The 19,806-nt window shown below is 72.5% G+C and carries 19 protein-coding genes; 8 read left to right on the forward strand and 11 right to left on the reverse strand.

Features of this window, described 5'->3' with window-relative positions; translation table 11 throughout:
- Positions 1-16: 16 nt before the first annotated feature.
- The 7 genes from fbaA to ACGFRB_RS17775 all read right to left on the reverse strand — a co-directional run bounded on the left by fbaA (position 17) and on the right by ACGFRB_RS17775 (position 7,383).
- Positions 17-1,039, reverse strand: a complete 1,023-nt coding sequence (gene fbaA / locus ACGFRB_RS17745) for a class II fructose-bisphosphate aldolase (protein ID WP_361228769.1) — start codon at positions 1,037-1,039, stop codon at positions 17-19.
- Between the two features lie 241 nt (positions 1,040-1,280).
- Positions 1,281-1,829, reverse strand: coding sequence for an orotate phosphoribosyltransferase (gene pyrE, locus ACGFRB_RS17750; RefSeq protein ID WP_363005616.1), 549 nt, complete (start codon positions 1,827-1,829; stop codon positions 1,281-1,283).
- A 93-nt stretch (positions 1,830-1,922) separates the two neighbouring features.
- Positions 1,923-2,717, reverse strand: a complete 795-nt coding sequence (locus tag ACGFRB_RS17755; RefSeq protein ID WP_393243957.1) for an aldose 1-epimerase — start codon at positions 2,715-2,717, stop codon at positions 1,923-1,925.
- Between the two features lie 232 nt (positions 2,718-2,949).
- Positions 2,950-4,035: an SRPBCC domain-containing protein gene (locus ACGFRB_RS17760; RefSeq protein WP_393243959.1), complete on the reverse strand. Its 1,086-nt coding sequence runs from the start codon at positions 4,033-4,035 to the stop codon at positions 2,950-2,952.
- 130 nt (positions 4,036-4,165) lie between these two features.
- Complete coding sequence (locus ACGFRB_RS17765) at positions 4,166-6,046, reverse strand: spermidine synthase (RefSeq protein WP_393243961.1); 1,881 nt, start codon at positions 6,044-6,046, stop codon at positions 4,166-4,168.
- 82 nt (positions 6,047-6,128) lie between these two features.
- A complete protein-coding gene (locus ACGFRB_RS17770) occupies positions 6,129-6,647 on the reverse strand; it encodes a DUF2617 family protein (protein WP_361228781.1) in 519 nt (172 codons plus the stop codon).
- 442 nt (positions 6,648-7,089) lie between these two features.
- Entirely contained in the window at positions 7,090-7,383 is a 294-nt protein-coding gene (locus tag ACGFRB_RS17775) for a hypothetical protein (RefSeq protein ID WP_393243963.1), read from the reverse strand.
- A gap of 123 nt (positions 7,384-7,506) precedes the next feature.
- On the opposite strand from ACGFRB_RS17775, the gene ACGFRB_RS17780 reads away from it, so the two are divergent.
- Positions 7,507-8,679, forward strand: a complete 1,173-nt coding sequence (locus ACGFRB_RS17780) for a pyridoxal phosphate-dependent aminotransferase (protein WP_393243965.1) — start codon at positions 7,507-7,509, stop codon at positions 8,677-8,679.
- Between the two features lie 75 nt (positions 8,680-8,754).
- Here ACGFRB_RS17780 and ACGFRB_RS17785 read toward each other — a convergent pair whose 3' ends face one another.
- Both ACGFRB_RS17785 and ACGFRB_RS17790 read right to left on the reverse strand, forming a co-directional pair.
- Positions 8,755-9,105 (reverse strand): hypothetical protein, encoded by a 351-nt coding sequence (locus ACGFRB_RS17785; RefSeq protein WP_393243967.1) that lies wholly within the window; start codon positions 9,103-9,105, stop codon positions 8,755-8,757.
- A complete protein-coding gene (locus tag ACGFRB_RS17790; RefSeq protein ID WP_393243969.1) occupies positions 9,102-9,587 on the reverse strand; it encodes a prevent-host-death family protein in 486 nt (161 codons plus the stop codon). Before ACGFRB_RS17790 ends, ACGFRB_RS17785 begins: the two co-directional genes overlap by 4 nt.
- A 191-nt stretch (positions 9,588-9,778) precedes the next feature.
- Between ACGFRB_RS17790 and ACGFRB_RS17795 the strand changes: the two genes are divergently transcribed.
- The 5 genes from ACGFRB_RS17795 (at position 9,779) to ACGFRB_RS17815 (ending at position 15,731) form a co-directional block, all read left to right on the forward strand.
- The gene (locus tag ACGFRB_RS17795) at positions 9,779-10,369 is read left to right on the forward strand and encodes a hypothetical protein (RefSeq protein WP_393243971.1); all 591 of its coding nucleotides are present in this window, start codon (positions 9,779-9,781) and stop codon (positions 10,367-10,369) included.
- Positions 10,370-10,463: 94 nt separating this feature from the next.
- Positions 10,464-11,702 carry a peptidoglycan-binding protein gene (locus ACGFRB_RS17800; protein WP_393243972.1) on the forward strand — a complete coding sequence of 413 codons (1,239 nt, stop codon included), beginning with the start codon at positions 10,464-10,466 and terminating at the stop codon, positions 11,700-11,702.
- Positions 11,703-11,773: 71 nt separating this feature from the next.
- Complete coding sequence (locus ACGFRB_RS17805) at positions 11,774-12,493, forward strand: ABC transporter ATP-binding protein (protein WP_393244160.1); 720 nt, start codon at positions 11,774-11,776, stop codon at positions 12,491-12,493.
- Positions 12,490-13,713, forward strand: a complete 1,224-nt coding sequence (locus ACGFRB_RS17810) for an ABC transporter permease (protein WP_393243974.1) — start codon at positions 12,490-12,492, stop codon at positions 13,711-13,713. Before ACGFRB_RS17805 ends, ACGFRB_RS17810 begins: the two co-directional genes overlap by 4 nt.
- A gap of 314 nt (positions 13,714-14,027) precedes the next feature.
- Positions 14,028-15,731, forward strand: a complete 1,704-nt coding sequence (locus tag ACGFRB_RS17815) for a sensor histidine kinase (RefSeq protein ID WP_393243976.1) — start codon at positions 14,028-14,030, stop codon at positions 15,729-15,731.
- On the opposite strand, the gene ACGFRB_RS17820 is transcribed toward ACGFRB_RS17815, so the two are convergent.
- Positions 15,732-16,460, reverse strand: a complete 729-nt coding sequence (locus ACGFRB_RS17820) for a response regulator transcription factor (protein ID WP_363005634.1) — start codon at positions 16,458-16,460, stop codon at positions 15,732-15,734.
- 357 nt (positions 16,461-16,817) lie between these two features.
- Between ACGFRB_RS17820 and ACGFRB_RS17825 the strand changes: the two genes are divergently transcribed.
- Positions 16,818-18,665 carry an NlpC/P60 family protein gene (locus ACGFRB_RS17825; RefSeq protein ID WP_393243978.1) on the forward strand — a complete coding sequence of 616 codons (1,848 nt, stop codon included), beginning with the start codon at positions 16,818-16,820 and terminating at the stop codon, positions 18,663-18,665.
- 138 nt (positions 18,666-18,803) lie between these two features.
- Entirely contained in the window at positions 18,804-19,067 is a 264-nt protein-coding gene (locus ACGFRB_RS17830; RefSeq protein ID WP_393243980.1) for a type II toxin-antitoxin system Phd/YefM family antitoxin, read from the forward strand.
- Positions 19,068-19,183: 116 nt separating this feature from the next.
- Here the strand turns inward: ACGFRB_RS17830 and ACGFRB_RS17835 are convergent, their stop codons facing one another.
- Positions 19,184-19,732, reverse strand: coding sequence for a YbjN domain-containing protein (locus tag ACGFRB_RS17835; protein ID WP_361228799.1), 549 nt, complete (start codon positions 19,730-19,732; stop codon positions 19,184-19,186).
- Between the last annotated feature and the right edge of the window lie 74 nt (positions 19,733-19,806).

Consider the following 19,806-nt stretch of genomic DNA (forward strand, 5'->3'; position numbering starts at 1 on the left):
GAGGCGAATCGCCCCCTTACTTCATCTTCTGACCGGCCGAACGGAGCGCGACACACGCCTCGGCGACGCGCGTGGCCATGCCCGCCTCGGCGAGCTTGCCCCAGGTGCGCGGGTCGTAGGTGGACTTCTTGCCGACCTCGCCGTCGACCTTCAGGACACCGTCGTAGTTCTTGAGCATGTGGTCCGCCACCGGACGCGTGAACGCGTACTGGGTGTCGGTGTCGAGGTTCATCTTCACCACGCCGTTCTCGATGGCGATGGCGATCTCCTCGGCGGTGGAGCCGGAGCCGCCGTGGAAGACGAAGTCGAACGGGGCGGCGTTGCCGGACTTCGCGGCGACACCCGCCTGGAGGTCCTTGAGCAGCTCGGGACGGAGTACGACGTTGCCCGGCTTGTACACGCCGTGGACGTTGCCGAAGGAGGCGGCCAGCAGGTAGCGGCCCTTCTCGCCCAGGCCGAGGGCCTCGGCGGTGCGGAGCGCGTCCTCGACCGAGGTGTACAGCTCGTCGTTGATCTCGTGGGTGACGCCGTCCTCCTCGCCACCGGTCGGGGTGATCTCGACCTCAAGGATGATCTTGGCGGCGGCGGCGCGGGGCAGCAGCTCCTGGGCGATGGCCAGGTTGTCGGCGAGGGTCTCGGCCGAGCCGTCCCACATGTGCGACTGGAAGAGCGGGTTGCCACCTGCCTTGACGCGCTCCTCGGAGAGGGCGATCAGCGGGCGGACATAGCCGTCCAGCTTGTCCTTGGGGCAGTGGTCAGTGTGCAGCGCGATGTTGACGTCGTACTTCGCGGCGACGATGTGAGCGAACTCGGCCAGGGCAACGGCGCCCGTGACCATGTCCTTCTTGTGCTGGCCGCCCAGGAACTCGGCGCCACCGGTCGAGATCTGGATGATGCCGTCGCTCTCGGCCTCCGCGAAGCCGCGCAGGGCCGCGTGCAGGGTCTGGGACGAGGTGACGTTGATGGCCGGGTAGGCGAACTTGCCTGCCTTCGCCCGGTCGAGCATCTCGTTGTAGACCTCGGGGGTTGCGATGGGCATTCGTCCGCTCCTTGTGATGTGCGGGTATGTGCGTTGCTGTCCCTGACCTGGGGGCGACGTCATCGTCGCCCATATCCTCGCAGACTCCGGTACGGGGTCCCACGGCCCCGTACGCGCCGAGGGGTGGAGCGTTTCACGTGAAACACTCCACCCCTCGAAAAAACACCAGGTCAGAACCGTGTCCCAGGACGCCGGCAGGGCTCTGGGACCCGGTGTGCCGGCGTCTCGGTATGCGGTCCGATCAGGCGAGGCCCAGCTCGTCCAGCGCGTACGCGTAGAGGTACGGCACCCCGGCCGTACCGCTGATCCTCTCGCCCGCGCCGGTCGCGCGGTCCACGATCGTGGCGACGGCGACGACCTCGGCGCCGGCCGCCCGGGCCGCCTCGACGGCCGTCAGCGGCGAACCGCCAGTGGTCGAGGTGTCCTCCACGATCAGGACCCGGCGGCCCTTGATGTCCGGGCCCTCGACCTGACGCTGCATCCCGTGCGCCTTGGCGGCCTTGCGCACCACGAAGGCGTCCAGGCGCTCGCCCTGCGCGGCGGCGGCGTGCAGCATCGAGGTGGCGACCGGGTCGGCGCCCAGGGTCAGACCGCCGACCGCGTCGAACTCCAGGCCCTCGGTCAGCTCGCGCATGACCTGACCGACCAGCGGCGCCGCCGCACCGTCGAGCGTGATCCGGCGAAGGTCCACGTAGTAGTCGGCCTCAAGACCCGAGGAGAGGGTCACCTTGCCGTGCACCACGGCCTTGTCCTTGATCTGCTGGAGCAGCTCAGCACGTACGTCAGTCATGCTCACGAGCTTAGGGCCTGGGCGCGGGGCCGCTGGTCACGGCGGTCGGGGCGATAGTCGGGGTGGCGGTCGGGGTGACGGTCGAGGCGATGGTCAGAGCCGGCGCCAGGTCCACGTCGTCGCGACCTCCAGGGGGTCGATCGGGGTGACGAGGCGCGGGTGAGTGTTGAGGCCGTTCGGCGGGCCCGACTGCGGCTCGACGCAGACGGAGTCGGCGGGCTCGTCGTAGACCACCACCCACTCGGCCCGGCTGGTGATCCGCAGCTCCAGCAGCTCCGGCCAGGTGAGAGTGACATCGACACCGTCCGGCATGCCGAAGCAGTCGTCCCAGGGGCCGGGGAGCGGGTCGATCCGGCGGCCGGTCGGGAGGTGGTCCGTCCCGCGCTCCTCCTGCCAGGCGGGGGCGAAGTCGATCCGCACGTCCTGGCCGCCGTCCAGCGAGCGGCGGAACCAGGGGTGCCAGCCGGCCTGCGCGGGGAACGAGTCGCCGTCGGTCTCGATACCGAGCTGGAGAGTGAGCGAGTCCTCGGCCAGCTCCACGGTCTGGGTGACCCGGCCGGCGTACGGCCAGGGGTCCCCGAGCCCGGTGGTGAAGGCGGCCGTCGTGTCGGTGACGTGGGCCGTCTTCCACCGCTGGTCGCGCACGGTGCCATGGATGGCGTGCGGCGCCGCGTGTCCGGAGACGGGCAGCTGGTGGACGGTGGCGCCGTCGCGGAACCGTCCGTTCCCGGTCCGGCCCGCCCAGGGCGCCATCACGAAGGAGCCGAAGTGCTCGCCACTCACGAGGAGTTCGGCGCCCCCGAGGCGCAGGCTCTCGATGCGGCAGCCGTGGTCCGGGTCGATGGTCAGCTCGGCGTCGCCGGCCGTCAGTCGCGTCAGATTGCTCACGCTCCGACCCTAGGGCATGTCTTTTGACTCGGGCCCGATCCGTAAGCGGGCTCCTGCTCTTTCGGCCCGGCCTTCGGCCGCCGGGCAGCACGCACAAGGCGGGGGTGCCTCTCCCGCTGCACGAAGGGCTGCGGGGGTACGCGCCCTGATGCCGCGACCGGCTCCGGGAGACCCGGGGGGGGGGCGGCTCCGGGGCGGTCCCGTCGACGGCTCTGTCGACGGGACCGGGGGCTCAGCGGCGACGGCGCAGGGCGCGGTGGACGACGACGGCGGAGGCGACGGCGAGCGCGGCGGCGGGGGCGATCCAGCGCAGGGTCGCGGCGGCGTGGGAGGCCTCGGCGGCGGGCATGGGGGCGTACCGGCCGCGCGGCGGGGCGTGGTCGACCTCCTCGGCGCTGCGGCCGATCATCGTGCGGCGGGCGTGGGCGGCCTCGGCGGGCTGCCGGGTGCCCCGGCCGGACGCGGCCTCGTCCCGCTTGCCGTTCTTCGGAGCGCCTTCCCTGGAGGATCCATTCTTCGACGGGCCGCCGGGCTCGGCGGACGGGGTGCCGTCCACCGCCTTGCCCTTGTCCCTGTCCTTGCCCGTGTCCTTGTCCCTGTCCTGCCCGGTGCCCTTGCCGGAGTCCCGGTCGAACTCCGCGTCGGCGCGGGGGTCCAGGGACGGCGGCGGGACCGGGGTGTCGAAGACCGAGGGACGCCCGCCGGGCTCCTCCGCGCCGTCGTCCACCCCGTCGTCGTCGGTGGCATCGGCCGCGTCGGCAGTGGCCTTGTTGTCGGCTTCGGTGTCGGCGTTGGCGTGCCCGGTCTCCCCGGGCGCGGTCTCGTGCGCGTCCTCGGCCGTGGTCTTGGCCGGGCCCTCGGCCATGTCCTCGGCGGCCAGTTCGGCCTCGACGTCCGCGACGGCGGCCAGCGCCTCCGCGAACCGGCCGAGCAGCCGGGCCCCGGCCGTGTTCCGGGCCTCCTCGCCCGCGTCGGCGAGCCGCCCGGTCGCCGTGACCGAGCCGGTGAAGCCGAGCAGGGTGCCCCCGGAGGCCGGGCCGAGCGTCAGGGTGATTCCACAGGTCACCGTGCCCTTGCCGCGTACCTCGGTGCCCTCGCCCGCGACGGCGAAACCGCCGGGCCGCCCGGTGACGCGCCACGTGCCCCGGTAGGTGATGGTGTTGCCGCCGACACGGACCTTCAGCCGGCCCGTGAGCGGGCCGGACGCCGCGTCGGCGTCCTGCTGGAACCCGGGGACGCAGCGCGCGAGCCGCGCCGGGTCGGCGAGGGTGGCGCGCAGGACCTCGGCGGGGACCGGGACGTACACCTCATGCTCCATGGGAGTCGAGCCTACTCAGCGCGACCCCGCCCGTCGCCTGTTGCCCCGCCGCCCACGCCGGACGGCCACCCGGCGGGCCGGGTCGCCCGCCCTCTCGGAAGCGTTCTCGGTGGCACTCTCTCCAGCGCTCTCAGTAGCGGGGGTGGACCAGGGTGGAGGGCGGCAGCCGGGGCGGGGCGTCGGCGCGGGTGCGATCGGCGCGGGCGGCGGCCTCGGCGAGGACGGCCGGGGTGAGCGAGCGGGGCCGGGGGATGTCCGTGGCGAGTCCGAGGGCGGGTGCCCGGCCGCCGGGCGCCGCCAGCAGAAAGCCCCAGTCCTCCCCCGTCCCCGCTCCTCGTCCCGGGCCGCTTCCCGGGCGCGCCCCCGGATCGGTCTTCATCCCGTACGGCCGGGTGGCGAACCCGGCCGCGCGCAGACTCGCGTCGACGGTCCAGTACGTGGCGGGCCGGGCGGCGGCCGGGCCGGCGTGGACGACGAGCCGCCCGCCGTCCGCGAGGACTCCGGCGGCGAGCCCGTAGAACTCCTCCGAGTAGAGCGTGGCGCCGGCGGTGGTCGAGGGGTCGGGCAGATCGCAGATCACCACGTCGAACCGTTCCCGCACCGGACCGCGACCCTCGTCTCCCCCACCACTCGCACCGTGTCCGCCGTCTTCGCCGCCTCTGCCGTCTCCGCCTCGGGCGCGCAGCCAGCGAAAGGCGTCCTCGTACGCGACGGTGACCCGGCGGTCCTGGAACGCCCGCCTGTTGAGCGCCGCCAGGTCCGGGTCGGTACGGGCGAGCCGTACGACACCGGGGTCGCGCTCGACGACGGTGAGGGAGCGGACGTCCGGGTGGCGCAGCACCTCGCGGGCGGCGAGCCCGTCGCCGCCGCCGAGGATCAGGACGCGCGCGTGGCGGCCGTTCATCGCCGGGTGCACCAGGGCCTCGTGGTAGCGGTACTCGTCCCGGCCGCCCACCCAGAGCCGGCCGTCCAGGAACAGATCGGGCGGGCTGCCCCGCCGGCCCGTGACCACCACTTCCTGGAGTCCGGTGTGTTCGGCGACCAGGACCCGGTCGCCGTAGACGGCGCGGCGCGCGGCCTGCTCGAAGGGGGCGGCAAGGATGGTCGCGGTGCCGAGGAGGGCGAGCACCGAGACGTTCGCGCCGATGAGCAGCTTGCGGGAGCGGCGCGTCAGGTCGTACCGGAACAGCCACAGGACGAGCCCGCCGCCCGCGAACGCGTTGACCGCGCCGGTGACCAGCGCGCCGGTGAGCTGTCCGAACCAGGGCAGCAGCAGGAACGGGAAGGCGAGTCCGCCGACCAGCGCGCCCACGTAGTCGGCGGCGAACAGATCGGCGACCGTCCCGGCCGCGTCGTACGGATCCCTCGGCGACCGCGCCGCCCGGCGCGCGCGCCGCCGCCGTCCCCACGCCGAGCGGCCCGAGCGACCCGAACGGCCGGCTCCTCCCGGACGGCCGGGCCTCCCCGGGGACACCCCGAGGTCCGCTTCCTCGCCCCGCCCCGGGCCCCGGCCCGGGCCGAGCCCCGCGCCGCGCGAGCGGGACGTTTCCGCGCGCTGGATGAGCGACATCAACAGCGGGATCTCCGCCCCGATGAGCACGCCGATGGCCAGCGCGAACGCGACCAGCACGTACTGCGACGCGCCGAACCAGGCGAAGGCCGCGTACAGCGCCATCGCCGAGCAGCCGCCGACCAGCGCGAGGCCGGCCTCGATGAGCCCGAAGCCGACCGCCGCGCGGCAGCGCAGCCGCTTGGCGAGCAGCGAACCGATGCCCATCGCGAAGACCATGACGGACAGCACGACGGACGCCTGGGTGACGGAGTCGCCGATCAGATACGAGGCGAGCGCGACCAGTTCGAGCTCGTAGACCAGTCCGCAGGCGGAGCAGACGAACACCACGGCGAGCACCGGATACCGCACGGCCCCCGGCCGGACAGGGGGACGCACCACCTGACGAGGTGGCCGGGGCAGGGTGGGCAGGGTCGGCAGCGTCACGGGCGGGTCGATCATGCTCGTAACGCTACGTCACGCTCGGTGCCCGAACGGTCACCCACACGAGTGCATCTGAGGCGTACGCCCCCATGCCCCGGGGTCAGAGCATCGCGGGCATGCGCGCCCCGATCCGGGTTCTGGTCACCACCAACTGCCCTTCCTGCGGGTACGCGTGCCAGGTCCGCCAGCGCACCTGGCCCTCGTGACGCTGCGCGAGCATCGCCGTGAAGGCGTGCGGCGAGCCGGGGAACGTTCCGGCAAGGCCGTTCGGATGGTCGGCGACGAGTGCGAGCAGTTCCTGCGCGCGGCCGGCGAACGAGCCCTGGTTCAGGGTCTCGACGCGGGCCGCGAACTCGTACTCCCACTCGCCCACCCGCTTGGACACGCCGAGCGGCAGTGGGGTGCTGCTGCCGGGCATGCAGGCGACGGTCTCCGAGCAACTGCGGTCCGCTTCCTCCAGGAGCACTTGGTGAGAGGCGCCGAGCAGTCGTAACTGGAGCTTCGCTCCGGCGAGTTCGAGATCGAGCACGGCCAGCGCGGGCAGGGGTTCGCGCCCCAGCGCCCAGGCCAGGTCGGCCGCACGCGTATCGGTGTAGGAGGTTTTCAGGGTCGTGAGCATGAGTCGGCTCCGCAAACACACTTGGCGGGTGGGCCGGGGCGTCCTGGTGAAGGATTTCGGCCAGGAGTGGGGATCGCCGGCTCGGTTCCACACGGTCCGAGGGCTGGATGTTCTCCACAGCGAGGGAATCACGAACCGCGGGTGGCTCACAGGGTTTTTGCCCAACTTGACGGGGTTTCCATCCCCCCGGGGGCTCCACGGTTCACGTGTTCAAAAGGATTCGATCGCCGGTTCCCCCCACGGCCGGCGGATTGCCCAACAGGTCGGATATGGACGCCTGTTGTACGCACAAAGCGGTGTCGCCCGGCGCGAATCCGCGCCGTGCGACACCACCCGGCGCCCCTCGCGCCACACCGGTCGGCGCCGGCCCGCGTCCCTCGCGGTCCGGCGCCGTCGGCCCTTCTCCCCACCCATCAGGCCCCGTCGGGCCTGATGGGCTCCGTCAGCTGCCGCCCCCACCGCCGCAACCGCCACCGCCGCCCCCGCAGGACGACGATGACGAGCCACAGGACGAGGAGGAGGAACCGCACGAGGACGACGACGAGGAGCCGTACGAGGACGACGAACCGCAGCCGCCCCCGATGTACGTACCTCCGCCGCTGGAGCTCCCGCCCCCGCCCGCCCAGCCGCCCCGCCGCTTGCGCCGCCGCTGCTTGGCCGACCGCCCGCTCGCCACCGCCAGAGTGAAGCCGACGACCACGAGAAGCCCCAGCCCGATGATCGGAAAGATCTCCATGTCATCCCCCGTACGTTTGTCCGAGCCCGGCATGTCGCCACGGGCTGTGCGAGGGGGATGCCCGCCCCCGACCCGCCCGAAGCACACTTGAGCAACTCCAGAGCTTCGCCCCAGGATGGCGTCATGACCAGGACACTGCTCAACCGCCGCCTCGCGGAGTTCGGCACCACGATCTTCGCCGAGATGTCCGCGCTCGCCACCCGCACCGGGGCGATCAACCTGGGCCAGGGCTTCCCCGACACCGACGGCCCCGAGGAGATCCGCGAGGCCGCCGTCCGCGCCCTGCGCGAGGGCCGGGGCAACCAGTACCCGCCCGGCCCCGGCGTCCCCGAACTGCGCACCGCGATCGCCGAGCACCAGCAGCGCCGTTACGGCCTCGCCTACGACCCCGACAGCGAGGTCCTGGTCACCGCCGGCGCCACCGAGGCCATCGCCGCCACCCTGCTCGCCCTGCTCGAACCCGGCGACGAGGTCGTCGCCCTGGAGCCGTACTACGACTCGTACGCCGCCTGCATCGCCATGGCGGGCGGCACCCGCGTCCCGGTCACCCTCCGCCCGCGCGACGGAGCCTTCACCCTCGACCTCGACGAACTGCGCGGGGCGATCACCCGGCGCACCCGGCTCATCCTCCTCAACACCCCCCACAACCCCACCGGCACCGTCCTCGACCGCGCCGAACTCACCGCGATCGCCGAACTCGCCCAGGAACACGACCTGCTGGTCGTCACCGACGAGGTCTACGAGCACCTGGTCTTCGACGACGCCGTCCACATCCCGCTCGCGACCCTGCCCGGCATGCGGGAGCGCACCGTCACCATCGGCTCGGCCGGCAAGACGTACTCCTTCACCGGCTGGAAGGTCGGCTGGGTCACCGCGAGCCCGGAGCTGACGAGCGCGGTGCGCTCCGCCAAGCAGTTCCTCACGTACGTGGCCTCCGGCCCGTTCCAGTACGCCATCGCCGAGGCGCTGCGCCTGCCCGACTCGTACACCGACACCCTGCGCGCGGACCTCCAGGCCAAGCGGGACCTGCTCGTCGACGGCCTGACGGCGGCGGGCTTCGGCGTCCACCGCCCCGCCGGCACCTACTTCGTGACCACCGACATCCGCCCCCTCGGCGAGAAGGACGGCTTCGCCTTCTGCCGCGCCCTCCCCGAACGCGCCGGCGTCGTCGCCATCCCCAACGCCGTCTTCTACGACAACCGCGACGAGGGCGCGCCCTTCGTCCGTTTCGCCTTCTGCAAGAAGGAAGCGGTCCTGCGGGAGGCGGTGGACCGGCTGGGGCGGCTGGCGCCCTGACGGAGGGCGGGGACTACGGCCTGGACGGCGGGGACGGGGCCTGCTCACGGACCCCGTCCCGGACCTGCCCGAGGCTTACTCGGTGTCTTTCGGATGCCGCGGGGAGGCGTACACCAGGATCACGGTGGAAGTCTCCGCGCTGACCAGGTAGCGCACTCGACCACCGCTGGTGACCTCGTACTCCCACTGCTCCAGGTCGGATCCCTTCCACGCCTTGGTGGCGTGCCTTCCCCGCAGCTGATGCTGACGGCTCCAGTTGGATCGGGTCAGGGGGTCGCTTCGGAGTGCTTCCAGACAGCGATGCGCGCTCGGCAACGCAACCCGGCACAGTTCCTCCCAGCCGGTCGCCGCCTCTGTGGTCCCGAAGACGACGTTCCACCCGTCGAGGGGCGGAACGCTGACCCGATCCCCCTTCTTCGGACTCACTCACGCACCTCGACCGGGCCGAGGTCGTCACCGTCGAGCGGACGCACGGACTCCCTGAGCTGATCGGGATCGGCATTGATGCGAGCCGTGGCGCGCCAGGAGACGATCGCGCGGTGCACAGCCTCTCCCGCGCCCAGTTCGGCGGCGTCCGACAGTGCTTCGAGGAGTTCGACGGTGAAGGCCCGGACCTCTTCCGCGTCCAGGTGTCGCACCCAGGGGAACACCTCGGGGAGCGCGAGAAGGAGCGACTTGGCGCCGTCGTCCTGCTTCATCAGGGCGAGGAAGAGCCGCGAAGCGGTGGTCAGGTTCTCTTCGGCGCACTCCGCCCGTACGGCCGTGGTCAGCACCATGTCCGGCGCGTCCCGATGGGTGACGCGGAGACGCCCCAAGGCGGCCGCTCTGGCCGCGACACCCCTGGGGTTGCGGGAGAGGTCGGTGAAGGAGACGGACTCGCTCTCTGCTCTCATACGCGTGGCAGTCATAACTCAGAGGTTACTCAGATTGCATTCTGACCGCAATCAGTCATCTCTCACTCGGCGTGTTCGCCCCGCATAGTCCGCATGCCCAGGTGACAGGTTCTTCATCGGTTCTTCATCGGCTCCCGCCTACGTTCGACCCGCTCGACACGCCCCACGAGGGGCCGGGCCGGGTCCGACAGGAGGCGGGAGATCCGATGAGGACGAAGCGGGTACTGATGGCCGTGCTGACGGCGTCGGTGATGGCGGTCACCGTGGCCGGCTGCGGCGGTGGAGGAGATGCCCCCGAGGTTCCGACGGCGGCCGACGGCGGCGCGTCCGCCACCGCGGGCGGCACGAAGGGCGGCGCGGACGGGGACGGCGGCGACGAACTGGCCACCTATGTGAACGCCCAGCGCAAGTGGGTGAAATGCCTGCGGGAGAACGGGGTCGACGCCCCCGACCCGAACGCGAAGGGCCAGGTCGACTTCGGCGGCGACAGTCTGGCGCTGAAGAAGGACACGAAGTACCTCAAAGCCTCCGCGAAGTGCGAGTCGCTCCTGGTGCCTGTTCCCGAGAGCGTCGAGAACGGTAACCGGCCCAAGCTCACTCCGCAGCAGATCAAGGTGAAGCTCGACTACGCCGCCTGTATGCAGAAGAACGGCGCCCCCGACTTCCCCGACCCGGGTCCTGACGGAACCGCGCAGGGCACCGAATGGAACCAGACATCGGCGGGGGCCACCCGTGCCACCCGTATCTGCGCCCCGATCATCGGCGATTCGCCGAACCCGGACGCGGGCAAGGGCTGAGATGACCGAATCAGTGACGCGGACCCCCTTCGAGGGCGAGGCGACCGGCGGGGGCGGAACGGACGCCACACCGCCACCGAGCGGACGGCGTGGCGTGCCCGGGCGCCGTGGACGGCGTACGGCCCTGATCGCGGCGGCCTTGGTCGTCGTGGCGGCGGTCGCCGTGGCCGGGGCGCTGGGGCTCGGCGGAGACGGGACGAAGGACGGCTCCGCCGCACCGCCCCGAGCGGGCTCCACCGTCCCCGTCACCCGGACCACGCTGACCGAACGCACCACGGTGGACGGACAGTTGGGATACGGCAACGAGATTCCACTGGCCGTCAAGGCGACCGGCACCGTGACCTGGCTGCCCGAGGAGGGCGCGACGGTTAAACGCGGCGGCACGCTGCTGCGCGTCGACGACCGGCCGGTGGTGCTGCTGTACGGGACGCTGCCGATGTACCGGGACCTGGGCCTGCCCACGGGCACCCCGCAGGGGACGGAGCAGAACGCCGGGAACATCGGGCGGAACACGGGGCAGGGCGCCCAGGACAGTGCCGGACAAGGAGGCGGCAAGGGGAACCCCGCGACCTCCACAACGCCGCCACCGGCGCCCGGGGGTGCCGGAACCACAGGCACCATCGCCACCACCCTGCGCGGGATGGACGTCCTCCAGTTCGAGAGCAATCTCGCCGCGCTGGGCTACTCCGGTTTCACCGTCGACGAGAAGTTCAACGATTTCACCGCCCGTGCCGTCAAGCGCTGGCAGAAGTCGCTCGGACTCCCCCAGACCGGCACGGTGGGTGTCGCCGATGTCGTCTACTCCGCCGGCCCCGTGCGGATCGGCCACGCGGGGGTCCGGCTCGGCGCCGCGGCCGGCGAGAACACCCTTACCTACACCGGTTCTTCGCGAAAGGTCGTGGTCAACGCCTCGGCCGCGGAGGACTCCTGGGCCGTCCGAGGCAACACCGTCACGATCGCGTTGCCCGATGGCACCTCCGTGAAGGGCGAGATCGCCTCGGTCGGGAAGAACGCGACCACGCCGGAGGGCGGCGGCGGGGAAGGTGGCTCCGGGGCCCCGGCGACGGTTCCGGTGACCATCACCATCAAGGACCAGAAGGCCGTGGGACGACTGGAGAGCGCGCCCGTCAGCGTCGAGTACGTGGGCCGGGAACGGCGCGACGTCCTCACCGTCCCCGTCGCCGCGCTGGTCGCCCTGGCCGAGGGCGGGCACGGCCTGGAGACCTCGGACGGCCGGTTCGTCAGCGTGAAGACGGGGCTGTTCGCGGACGGCCGGGTGGAAGTGAGCGGAAGCGCGGTCCGCGAGGGCATGAAGGTGAGGATCCCCGAGTGAGCGGAACGGCTGCGGCCGGGTGGACGGACGGCACGCCGACCGGAGCGGAGACGGGCTGGGCGGAGACGGCCGTGAATCCGGTCGCGGAGACGGTCGTGGAGTTCGACGCGGTGTCCAAGACGTACCCCGGCGGTGTGGCGGCGGTACGGGACGTGAACCTGCGCATCGGACGCGGCGAACTCGTCGCCGTCGTCGGCCCGTCGGGCTCCGGCAAATCCAGCATGCTGAACCTCATGGGCAGCCTCGACCGGCCTTCCACCGGACGGGTCCTGGTCGACGGCCACGACGTGGCACGGCTGACGGACCGCGAGGTGTCGGCGCTGCGCGCCACCCGAATTGGGTTCGTCTTCCAGCAGTTCCATCTGGCGGTCGGGGTCCCCGTCCTGGACTCCGTGGCCGACGGGCTGCTGTACGCGGGCGTGCCGCCGCGCCGCCGCCGGGCCAGGGCGGCGGCGGCTCTGGACCGGGTCGGCCTCAGCCACCGCGTCGACCACCTGCCGCACCAGTTGTCCGGCGGCGAACGCCAGCGGGTGGCCGTGGCCCGCGCGGTCATCGGCGAACCGGCGGTGCTGCTCGCGGACGAACCGACCGGCAACCTGGACTCCGCCTCCGGCGCGGCCGTACTCGGGCTGCTGCGCGAGCTGCACGCCGCCGGGACCACCGTCGTGATCATCACCCACGACCGGGAGATCGCGGCCCAGTTGCCCCGCCGGATCGAGATGCGCGACGGCCGCGTGGTGAGGGACACCATGGCGTCCCTCACGGCCGACGCCACGGGAGCGGACCGATGACCGGCGACGGTGCGGCGAGCGGCCGCCGGCCCGGCCGGCTGCGGGCCGCCCGCCTCAGCCCCGGGGACGTCATCCGGCTCGGCGGGACCGGGCTGCGGACCCGCCCCCTGCGCGTCTTCCTCTCGGCGCTCGGCATCGCGATCGGCGTCGCCGCCATGATCGCGGTGGTCGGCATCTCCGGATCCGGGCGCGCGGAGGTGGACCGCCGGCTCGACGCGCTCGGCACGAACCTGTTGCGGGTCGCCCCCGGTGACTCCCTCAACGGCACCAAGGCCAAGCTGCCCGAGGAAGCCGTCGCGATGATCCGTCGGATTCCGCCCGTACGGCAGGTCGCCGCCACCGGCGCGACCGACGCGCACATCTACCGCAACGAGCGCATCGCGATCGGCCGCACCGGATCCATCCAAGTCCTGGCAGCCGACGCCGACTTGCTCCCCGCCGTCGGCGGCCACATCGGCCGGGGCCGCTGGCTCGACTCCGCGACCGAGGACTACCCGGCGGTCGTGCTCGGCGCCACGGCCGCGAACCGGCTCGACGTGTACACCCCGGGGACCCGGGTCTGGCTCGGCGGCCGCTGGTTCTCCCTCGTCGGCGTCCTCGACCCCGCGCCGCTCGCGCCGGAGATCGACGGCGCTGCGCTGGTCGGCCGGCCCGCCGCCCGCACGTACCTGCACTTCGACGGTCATCCGTCGACGGTCTACGTCCGTGCCGAGGACAGCCAGGTGACGCGGGTACGGGCGGTGCTGCCGGCCACGGCGTCCCCCGCGAAGCCGGGCGAGGTCCGCGTCTCGCGGCCCTCCGACGCGCTCGCCGCCCGCGAGGCGACCGAGTCGGCGCTGACCGGGCTGCTGCTCGGCCTGGGCGGTGTCTCCCTTCTCGTCGGCGGCGTGGGCGTGGGCAACACGATGGTCATCTCGGTGCTGGAACGGCGCCCGGAGATCGGTCTGCGCCGGGCGCTGGGAGCGACCCGTGGCCAGATCCGGACCCAGTTCGTGGCGGAGTCGCTGCTGCTGTCGTTCATCGGCGGTCTCGGCGGGACGGTGCTGGGGACGGCGATCACGGCCGGCTACGCCCTCAGCCGCGACTGGCCGACGGTCGTCCCGGTGTGGGCGAGTGCGGCGGGGATCGGCTGCACCCTGGGCATCGGCATGATCGCCGGACTGTATCCGGCGGTCCGGGCGAGCCGGCTGTCGCCGACCGAGGCCCTGTCCGGCACCTGAGCGACCGGCCCTGTCGTACGGCATACGTGAGGGGCGGCCCCGGCCCCCGGGTCCTCCCCTCACCGCTACCCGCGCCAACTAGCCGGATTCTTTCCCCCTGTTGCCTCCTGCTCCCACTACTCTCCGGACGGGTGTCCCCAGCACGCGACTTCATGGGATACGGACCGTCCCGGCGCCCGCATCAACCGAAGCCGCCCCCTCGACGCGTACGCGACGCTCCCGACCCCCGCCCCTTCATCGCCCGACGAACCGACAGCTGAAGGAGCCGTGTTGAACACCGCGTCCATCCAGGCCAACGAGCCGGGCGACCCGCGATGAGCCTGCGTCTGCGGGTGCTCGCCCTGCTGATGCTCATCGCGCTCACGGCCACCGCCGCCACCGCCTGGCTGACGCTGCGCCAGGCCAACCTCCAGGTTCAGGAGACCGTCACCGCGGGGCGGCAGGAGGTCTCCCGGATCACCGGCGACCTCCGTACGTACGGCTTCACACACGGCACGTGGGACGGCCTCGCACCGACCGTGCGGCGCCTCGCCAAGGACACTGGCCAGCGCATCCAGGTCGCCACCGGCACCGGCGTCCTGCTCGCCGACTCCGACACGCTCGACGGCCGCACCCCCCGCCCTGTGAGCAATCAGCCCTCGCTCCTCGTAGACCCGCGTCCCGTCCTGCGGCTTCCCGAAGGAGGGCCGCCTCGGCTCGGGATCAAACAGACGGCGATCGCCGTCAGCCGGTACCGCGCCGCGGTGTCCTACGCGGCCTGCCTGACCCGGGCGGGGACCGAGCCGACCGCCCGGCCGAACGACATGGGCATTCCGGACATCGCCACGGACGGCCGGGCCACGCACTGCGCGGAACCGGACTGGGAGAGGGATCCCCGGACACCGGACGACCTCAAGGCCCTCTCGACGTGCGAGGCCGACCCACGCATCACCGCCTGCCTGCAACGGGTGTTCAACGAGCGCGTGGCTTCCGCCGCCCCGCCCCGTCTGGAGGTCCGTCTCGGCGTCCTGGACGAGTCCCCGCCCACCCTGGCCGCCGCGCCCACGGTGGCCGTCGCCGCGGGGGTCGCCCTCGCCGCCGTGCTGGGCGCCCTGCTCCTGAGCCGGGCCGTGCTGCGTCCGGTCCGCGCCATGACCCTGGCCGCCGGCGAACTGGGCGAGGGAGACCTGGGACGGCGGGTCCCCGTATCCGGCCGCGACGAGATCGCCCGACTGGGCCGCGCCTTCAACCGGATGGCGGCCTCCATCCAGGCCGCCGAGGAGCGCCAGCGCCGCCTCACCGGGGACATCGCCCACGAACTGCGGACCCCCCTGGCCAACCTGCGCGGCTATCTGGAGGCCCTGCGGGACGGGATCGTCGAGCCGACGCCCGAACTGCTCGACTCCCTCCACGAGGAAGCGCTGCTCCAGCAGCGGATCGTGGACGACCTCCAGGATCTCGCCCTGGCCGAGGCCGGCGCGCTCACCTACCACCGCACCCACGTCGACCTGCGCGATCTCCTCCAGGCCGCCGCGACCGCCCACCGCGCGCGGGCCGACACGGCGGGGGTCGCCCTCCGGCTGGAGACCCCTCGGCCCGGGTACGTCGTCGCCGACGCGGACCGGCTGCGTCAGGTCTTCGGCAACCTGGTCGGCAACGCGCTGCGGGCCACGGCACCGGGCGGCGCGGTGACGCTGGCCCTGATCGGGCACGGCGATCTCATGCTCGTCCAGGTGCGGGACACCGGGAAGGGGATACCCGCCGAGAGTCTGCCGCACGTCTTCGACCGCTTCTGGCGGGCGGACGCGGACCGGGGCCGCGCCACCGGGGGGAGCGGCCTGGGGCTGTCCATCGCCCGGCAGATCGTGGCGGACCACCGGGGGACCATCGAGGTGGAGAGCGCCGTCGGCGTCGGGACGTCCTTCACCGTCGTCCTCCCGGCGGCCCGGTCCGCGCCGACCGAAGCCGAGGGGTTCGGTGATTCCGACGGCCTTGATGGCCTCTCCCGCGGCACCGGAGCCACCGACTTCACCGGCTGATCAGTCCCGGCCGGACCCCGTACGCGCCGGGTTGGGCGCCGCGTCGTCCACCAGCCGGTAGCCCCGGCCGTACACCGTCTCCAGGAAGCGCGGCCGGGCCGGGTCGTCTCCCAACTTCCGCCGCAGATTGCGTACATGGGCGTCCACGGTGCGTTCGAGTACGTCGCTGTCGAAGCCGAAGGCGCGCTCGATGATCCGGGCCCGGGTGAACACCCGCCCGGGTTCCCGGGCCAGGGCCTCCAGGATCGAGAACTCCTTGGCGGTCAGCACCACCGGCCGGCCGGCCACCCGTACCTCGAAGCGGGCGGTGTCCAGTTCCACCACGCCGACACGCAGCAGCTCGCTCCCGGCCGGCCGCCCCTTCCCCGACCGGCGCAGCAACGCCCGTACACGTGCGGTGAGTTCACGGGGACTATAGGGCTTGCTGAGATAGTCGTCGGCGCCCAGGTCGAGGCCGAGCAGCAGGTCCTCCTCGGTACTGCGGGCGGTCAGCAGCAGGATCGGCACCTCGACGCCCTCGGCCCGCAGAATGCGGCAGACGTCCAGCCCGTCGACGAGCGGCAACATCACGTCGAGCACGATGAGATCGGGCTCCGTCGAGCGGGCCCGCTCCAGCGCCGCCCGGCCGTCGGCCGCGACCTGGACCGCATGACCTTCCCGCTCCAGATAGATGCGGATCAGACGGGACTGCTTTTCGTCGTCTTCGGCGACGAGAACGCGCGCGCTCAACGATTCTCCTCAGCGGGTCCCTGTACGCCTCCGGAACCGTTCCTGCCAAGGCCCCACCAAGGTCCTACCAAGGCACCCCCGGAATCCCCACCTCCGCGATGGCCGTCCGGCGCGCGCGTACGAGCCTTTCGGCCAGTACGCGCGAAGCCCCGCCGTCCGCGATGCGGGGCGACGGGGCAAGGGGGCGGCAGGGCCGCCGGACTACGCCTCGCCCTCACCCTCACTCTGGCCCTGGCCCTGCCGCCGGCCGGTCGGGCCGGGCTCCCGGCCCTGGCCGCGCCCCCTCCGCCTGAGTAGGGTCCCCCCACGCCGTGCGAAACGATCATCACGTTTCCGGAACCTGGGGGGTATCCGCGCATGTCGACACCGAAGTTCCAGCCGAGCCGCAGAGCGGCCCTGTTCGCCCTCGCCGGGACGGCGGCGGGCGGAGCGCTGCCGCTGACCGCCGTACCGGCCGCACAGGCGGCGGAAAGCTCCCCGGCAAGCCCCGCGAGCCCGGCCGCCCCGGCCGCCCCGGCCGCCCCGGCCAACGGAACCGCAGCCGGAACCGCAGCCGGGACGGCCGCCGGCTCCGCCGCCGGGACGGCCGGACCGCAGGGCCCCTGGACGCGGCTGCCGATGCTGCCGGACCCGACCGACCCCTGGCACATCGCCCCGCACCCGGCGGGCGCCCTGACCCCCCGTACGGTCCCCGGCGGGGTCGAGGTCTCGGACGACCGGGGCGTGCTCGCCACCCTCACCACCAAGGCGCGGACGGTGACGCTGCGTGGGCCGAGACGCTGGTTCACGGAGCAGCCCAAGACCGTCGACGCCCCGTTCTCCCGGACCCTCACCGGCGGCTGGGGCCAGTCGCCCGGCGGCGGCACCTGGACGCACCACAACGGCACCGCCACCGACTTCTTCGTGGAACAGGGCCGGGCGGCCATCACCCTCTCCCCGAACCAGAGCCGGTTCTCCCTGCTGGCCGACCGCGCCATCGGCGACGTGTACGCCGCCGCGCGGTTCTCCTTCGACCGGCTGCCGGTCGGCGCGACCGCCTCGCTCGCCCTGGTCTTCGCCGCCGAGGACGTGAACAACCACTATCGGGCCCGTCTGATCGTGACGCCCGCGGGCGAGGTGCGGCTCGTCCTGGAGAAGGAGCTGGAGAACGCCGTGAAGGAGCTGAACGCGGCGGTCACCGTCGGCACCGGCTTCGCGGCGTTCGACCACTGGTGGGTCCGGGTCGAGAAGGCCGGCGATCTGCTGCGGGCCCGTGCCTGGAAGCACGGCGCCGGGGTCGAGGAACCCACCACCTGGCACCACAGTGTGTACGACCAGGGGGAGGCCCCCTCCTACCGGGTCTTCCCGACCGGCCGCGTCGGTGTCCGCGGCCTCGCTTCCGTCGGCGCCACCGTGGCCCCGCAGGCCCGCGTCTACGACTTCAGGATCGACTCGGCCGTCTGGACCGACGCGCCGCTGATCACCCACGACACCTGGGTACGGGTCCTGCCCGAGCCCTTCGACGGCGAGTGGACCCCCGCGATCGAGCAGCGGATCCGCGCGTGGGCGGGCGACACCTCGCCGGACGCGCTCGCGTACTCCTGCATGTACCGCCCCTTCTTCCCCGCCGTCACCGACCCCGCCCGCCCGGGCACCCAGGTCCTCGGCGAGGCCGGCTACAGCCCGGCCGATCCGGTGACCGGGCTGCGTACCGTCGGGGCCGACTTCCACGAGTACATGGGGCTCGACTGGACCTTCGAGGCGAGCGGCGAGACCCGTTCCGCGAGGCCGGAGTTCGCCGGCCGGCTGGACTGCTCGGGTTTCGTCCGGATGGTCTACGGCCACCACATGGGGCTGCCGATGGTCCGCTACCAGCAGTTCGACGGCCGCAACCTGCCGCGCGAGTCCAGGCACATCGCCGCCTCCGGACCCGGTGTGAAGATCGCCGAGAGCGGGACCGGGCAGGTGCCGCCGCTGGACGGGCTGCGGATCGGCGACACGGTCTTCTTCGACACCGACGAGGACTCCGACCAGGGCGGCCACATCGGCATCTACCTGGGCCCGGACCAGCACGGCCAGATGCGTTTCGTCTCCAGCCGCAAGTCCCCGAACGGGCCGACCATCGGCGACATCGGCGGCAAGTCGATCCTCAACGGCACCCCGAAGTCCCCGACGGTCAACGGCGACCTGTACACCAACACGCTGCGGGTGATCCGGCGCTTCTGAGCCGCCGTCCCCGAGGGGGGGCTTGGGCTTTCGGCGCGCGCACGGGACCGGCGGGGGCACGGGCGGCGAGGTCCTTGCCTCCCCCCACCCTCCTCGCATACGACTTCCTTGTACGTGAGGAGGGCGATGATGAAGACCATGACCCATCCAGAGTCACGCGCGCGGTCCGCCGAGGTGCCGAACCCCGCCACCGACGACCGTGAAGAGACCGGCCTCATCGGCCACCCCCGAGGCCGGGCCGGGCACGAGCCGGTCGCCATCGTCTCCCCCACGGACCACGAATCCGAGAAGGAAACGGCGTACCTGCTGCGAAGCCCGGCGAACGCCCGTCGCCTGCTCGCCTCCATCGACGAGCTGGAAAACGGCGGCGGCACCGTACGCGAACCGGCCGCGGACGACTGACAAGGGCTGACAAGCCCCACCCCCGAACACACGAGAGCCCGGCCGGAGCGCCGCGATCACTGCTGTGACCGCGGGCCCGGCCGGGCTCTCGCTACGCGCGCGTGGCTGCGGGGCGACTACTCGGAGTCGGTCTCGCCCTCGGCGCCGTCTTCCTTGTCCTCCGGCGCGGCCAGACCGAACTGCTCGACGATCCACTTGTCGAACTCGATCGACGCGCGGACCCAGCTGACGGTCGAGGAGACGAAGTGCTCCAGCGCCACGCCGGTGCCGATCAGCATCTGCGCCTCGCCGATGAGGCGGAGGGTGGCGGAGCCGTCCTCTTCCTCGTGGAGGTGGGTGTAGACCTTGGGCCACAGGGTGCGGCGGTTCCAGTCGTCGATCGCGTCGAGGATCTTGGCGCGGTCGTCCGCGGCGTGCGGCCGGTCGTAGAACGTCCGGACCGAGAAGACCTGCTGCTCGGCCTCGCCGCGGAACATGAAGTACGTGCGGAAGTCCTCCCACGGCGCCGCGAGGTCACCCTCGTCGTCGACGACGTACTTCAGCTCCATCTGCTCGAGGAGCTGCTTGACCAGGTCCTGGTCGGGAACGACGGGGCCCGCCGGTCCTCCGGCCTGCGGCTGGGGCTGGGCCCCGAAATTAGGAATCGAGGACGGGTCGATGCTCACCGGGTTCTTCCCTTCGTACGGATAGCCGCCATCCTCTCCCATGGCAGGCGGTCGCTGGCAAGTCCCCACCACGC

Source organism: Streptomyces sp. NPDC048718 (genome assembly GCF_043198875.1).
GTDB lineage: Bacteria > Actinomycetota > Actinomycetes > Streptomycetales > Streptomycetaceae > Streptomyces.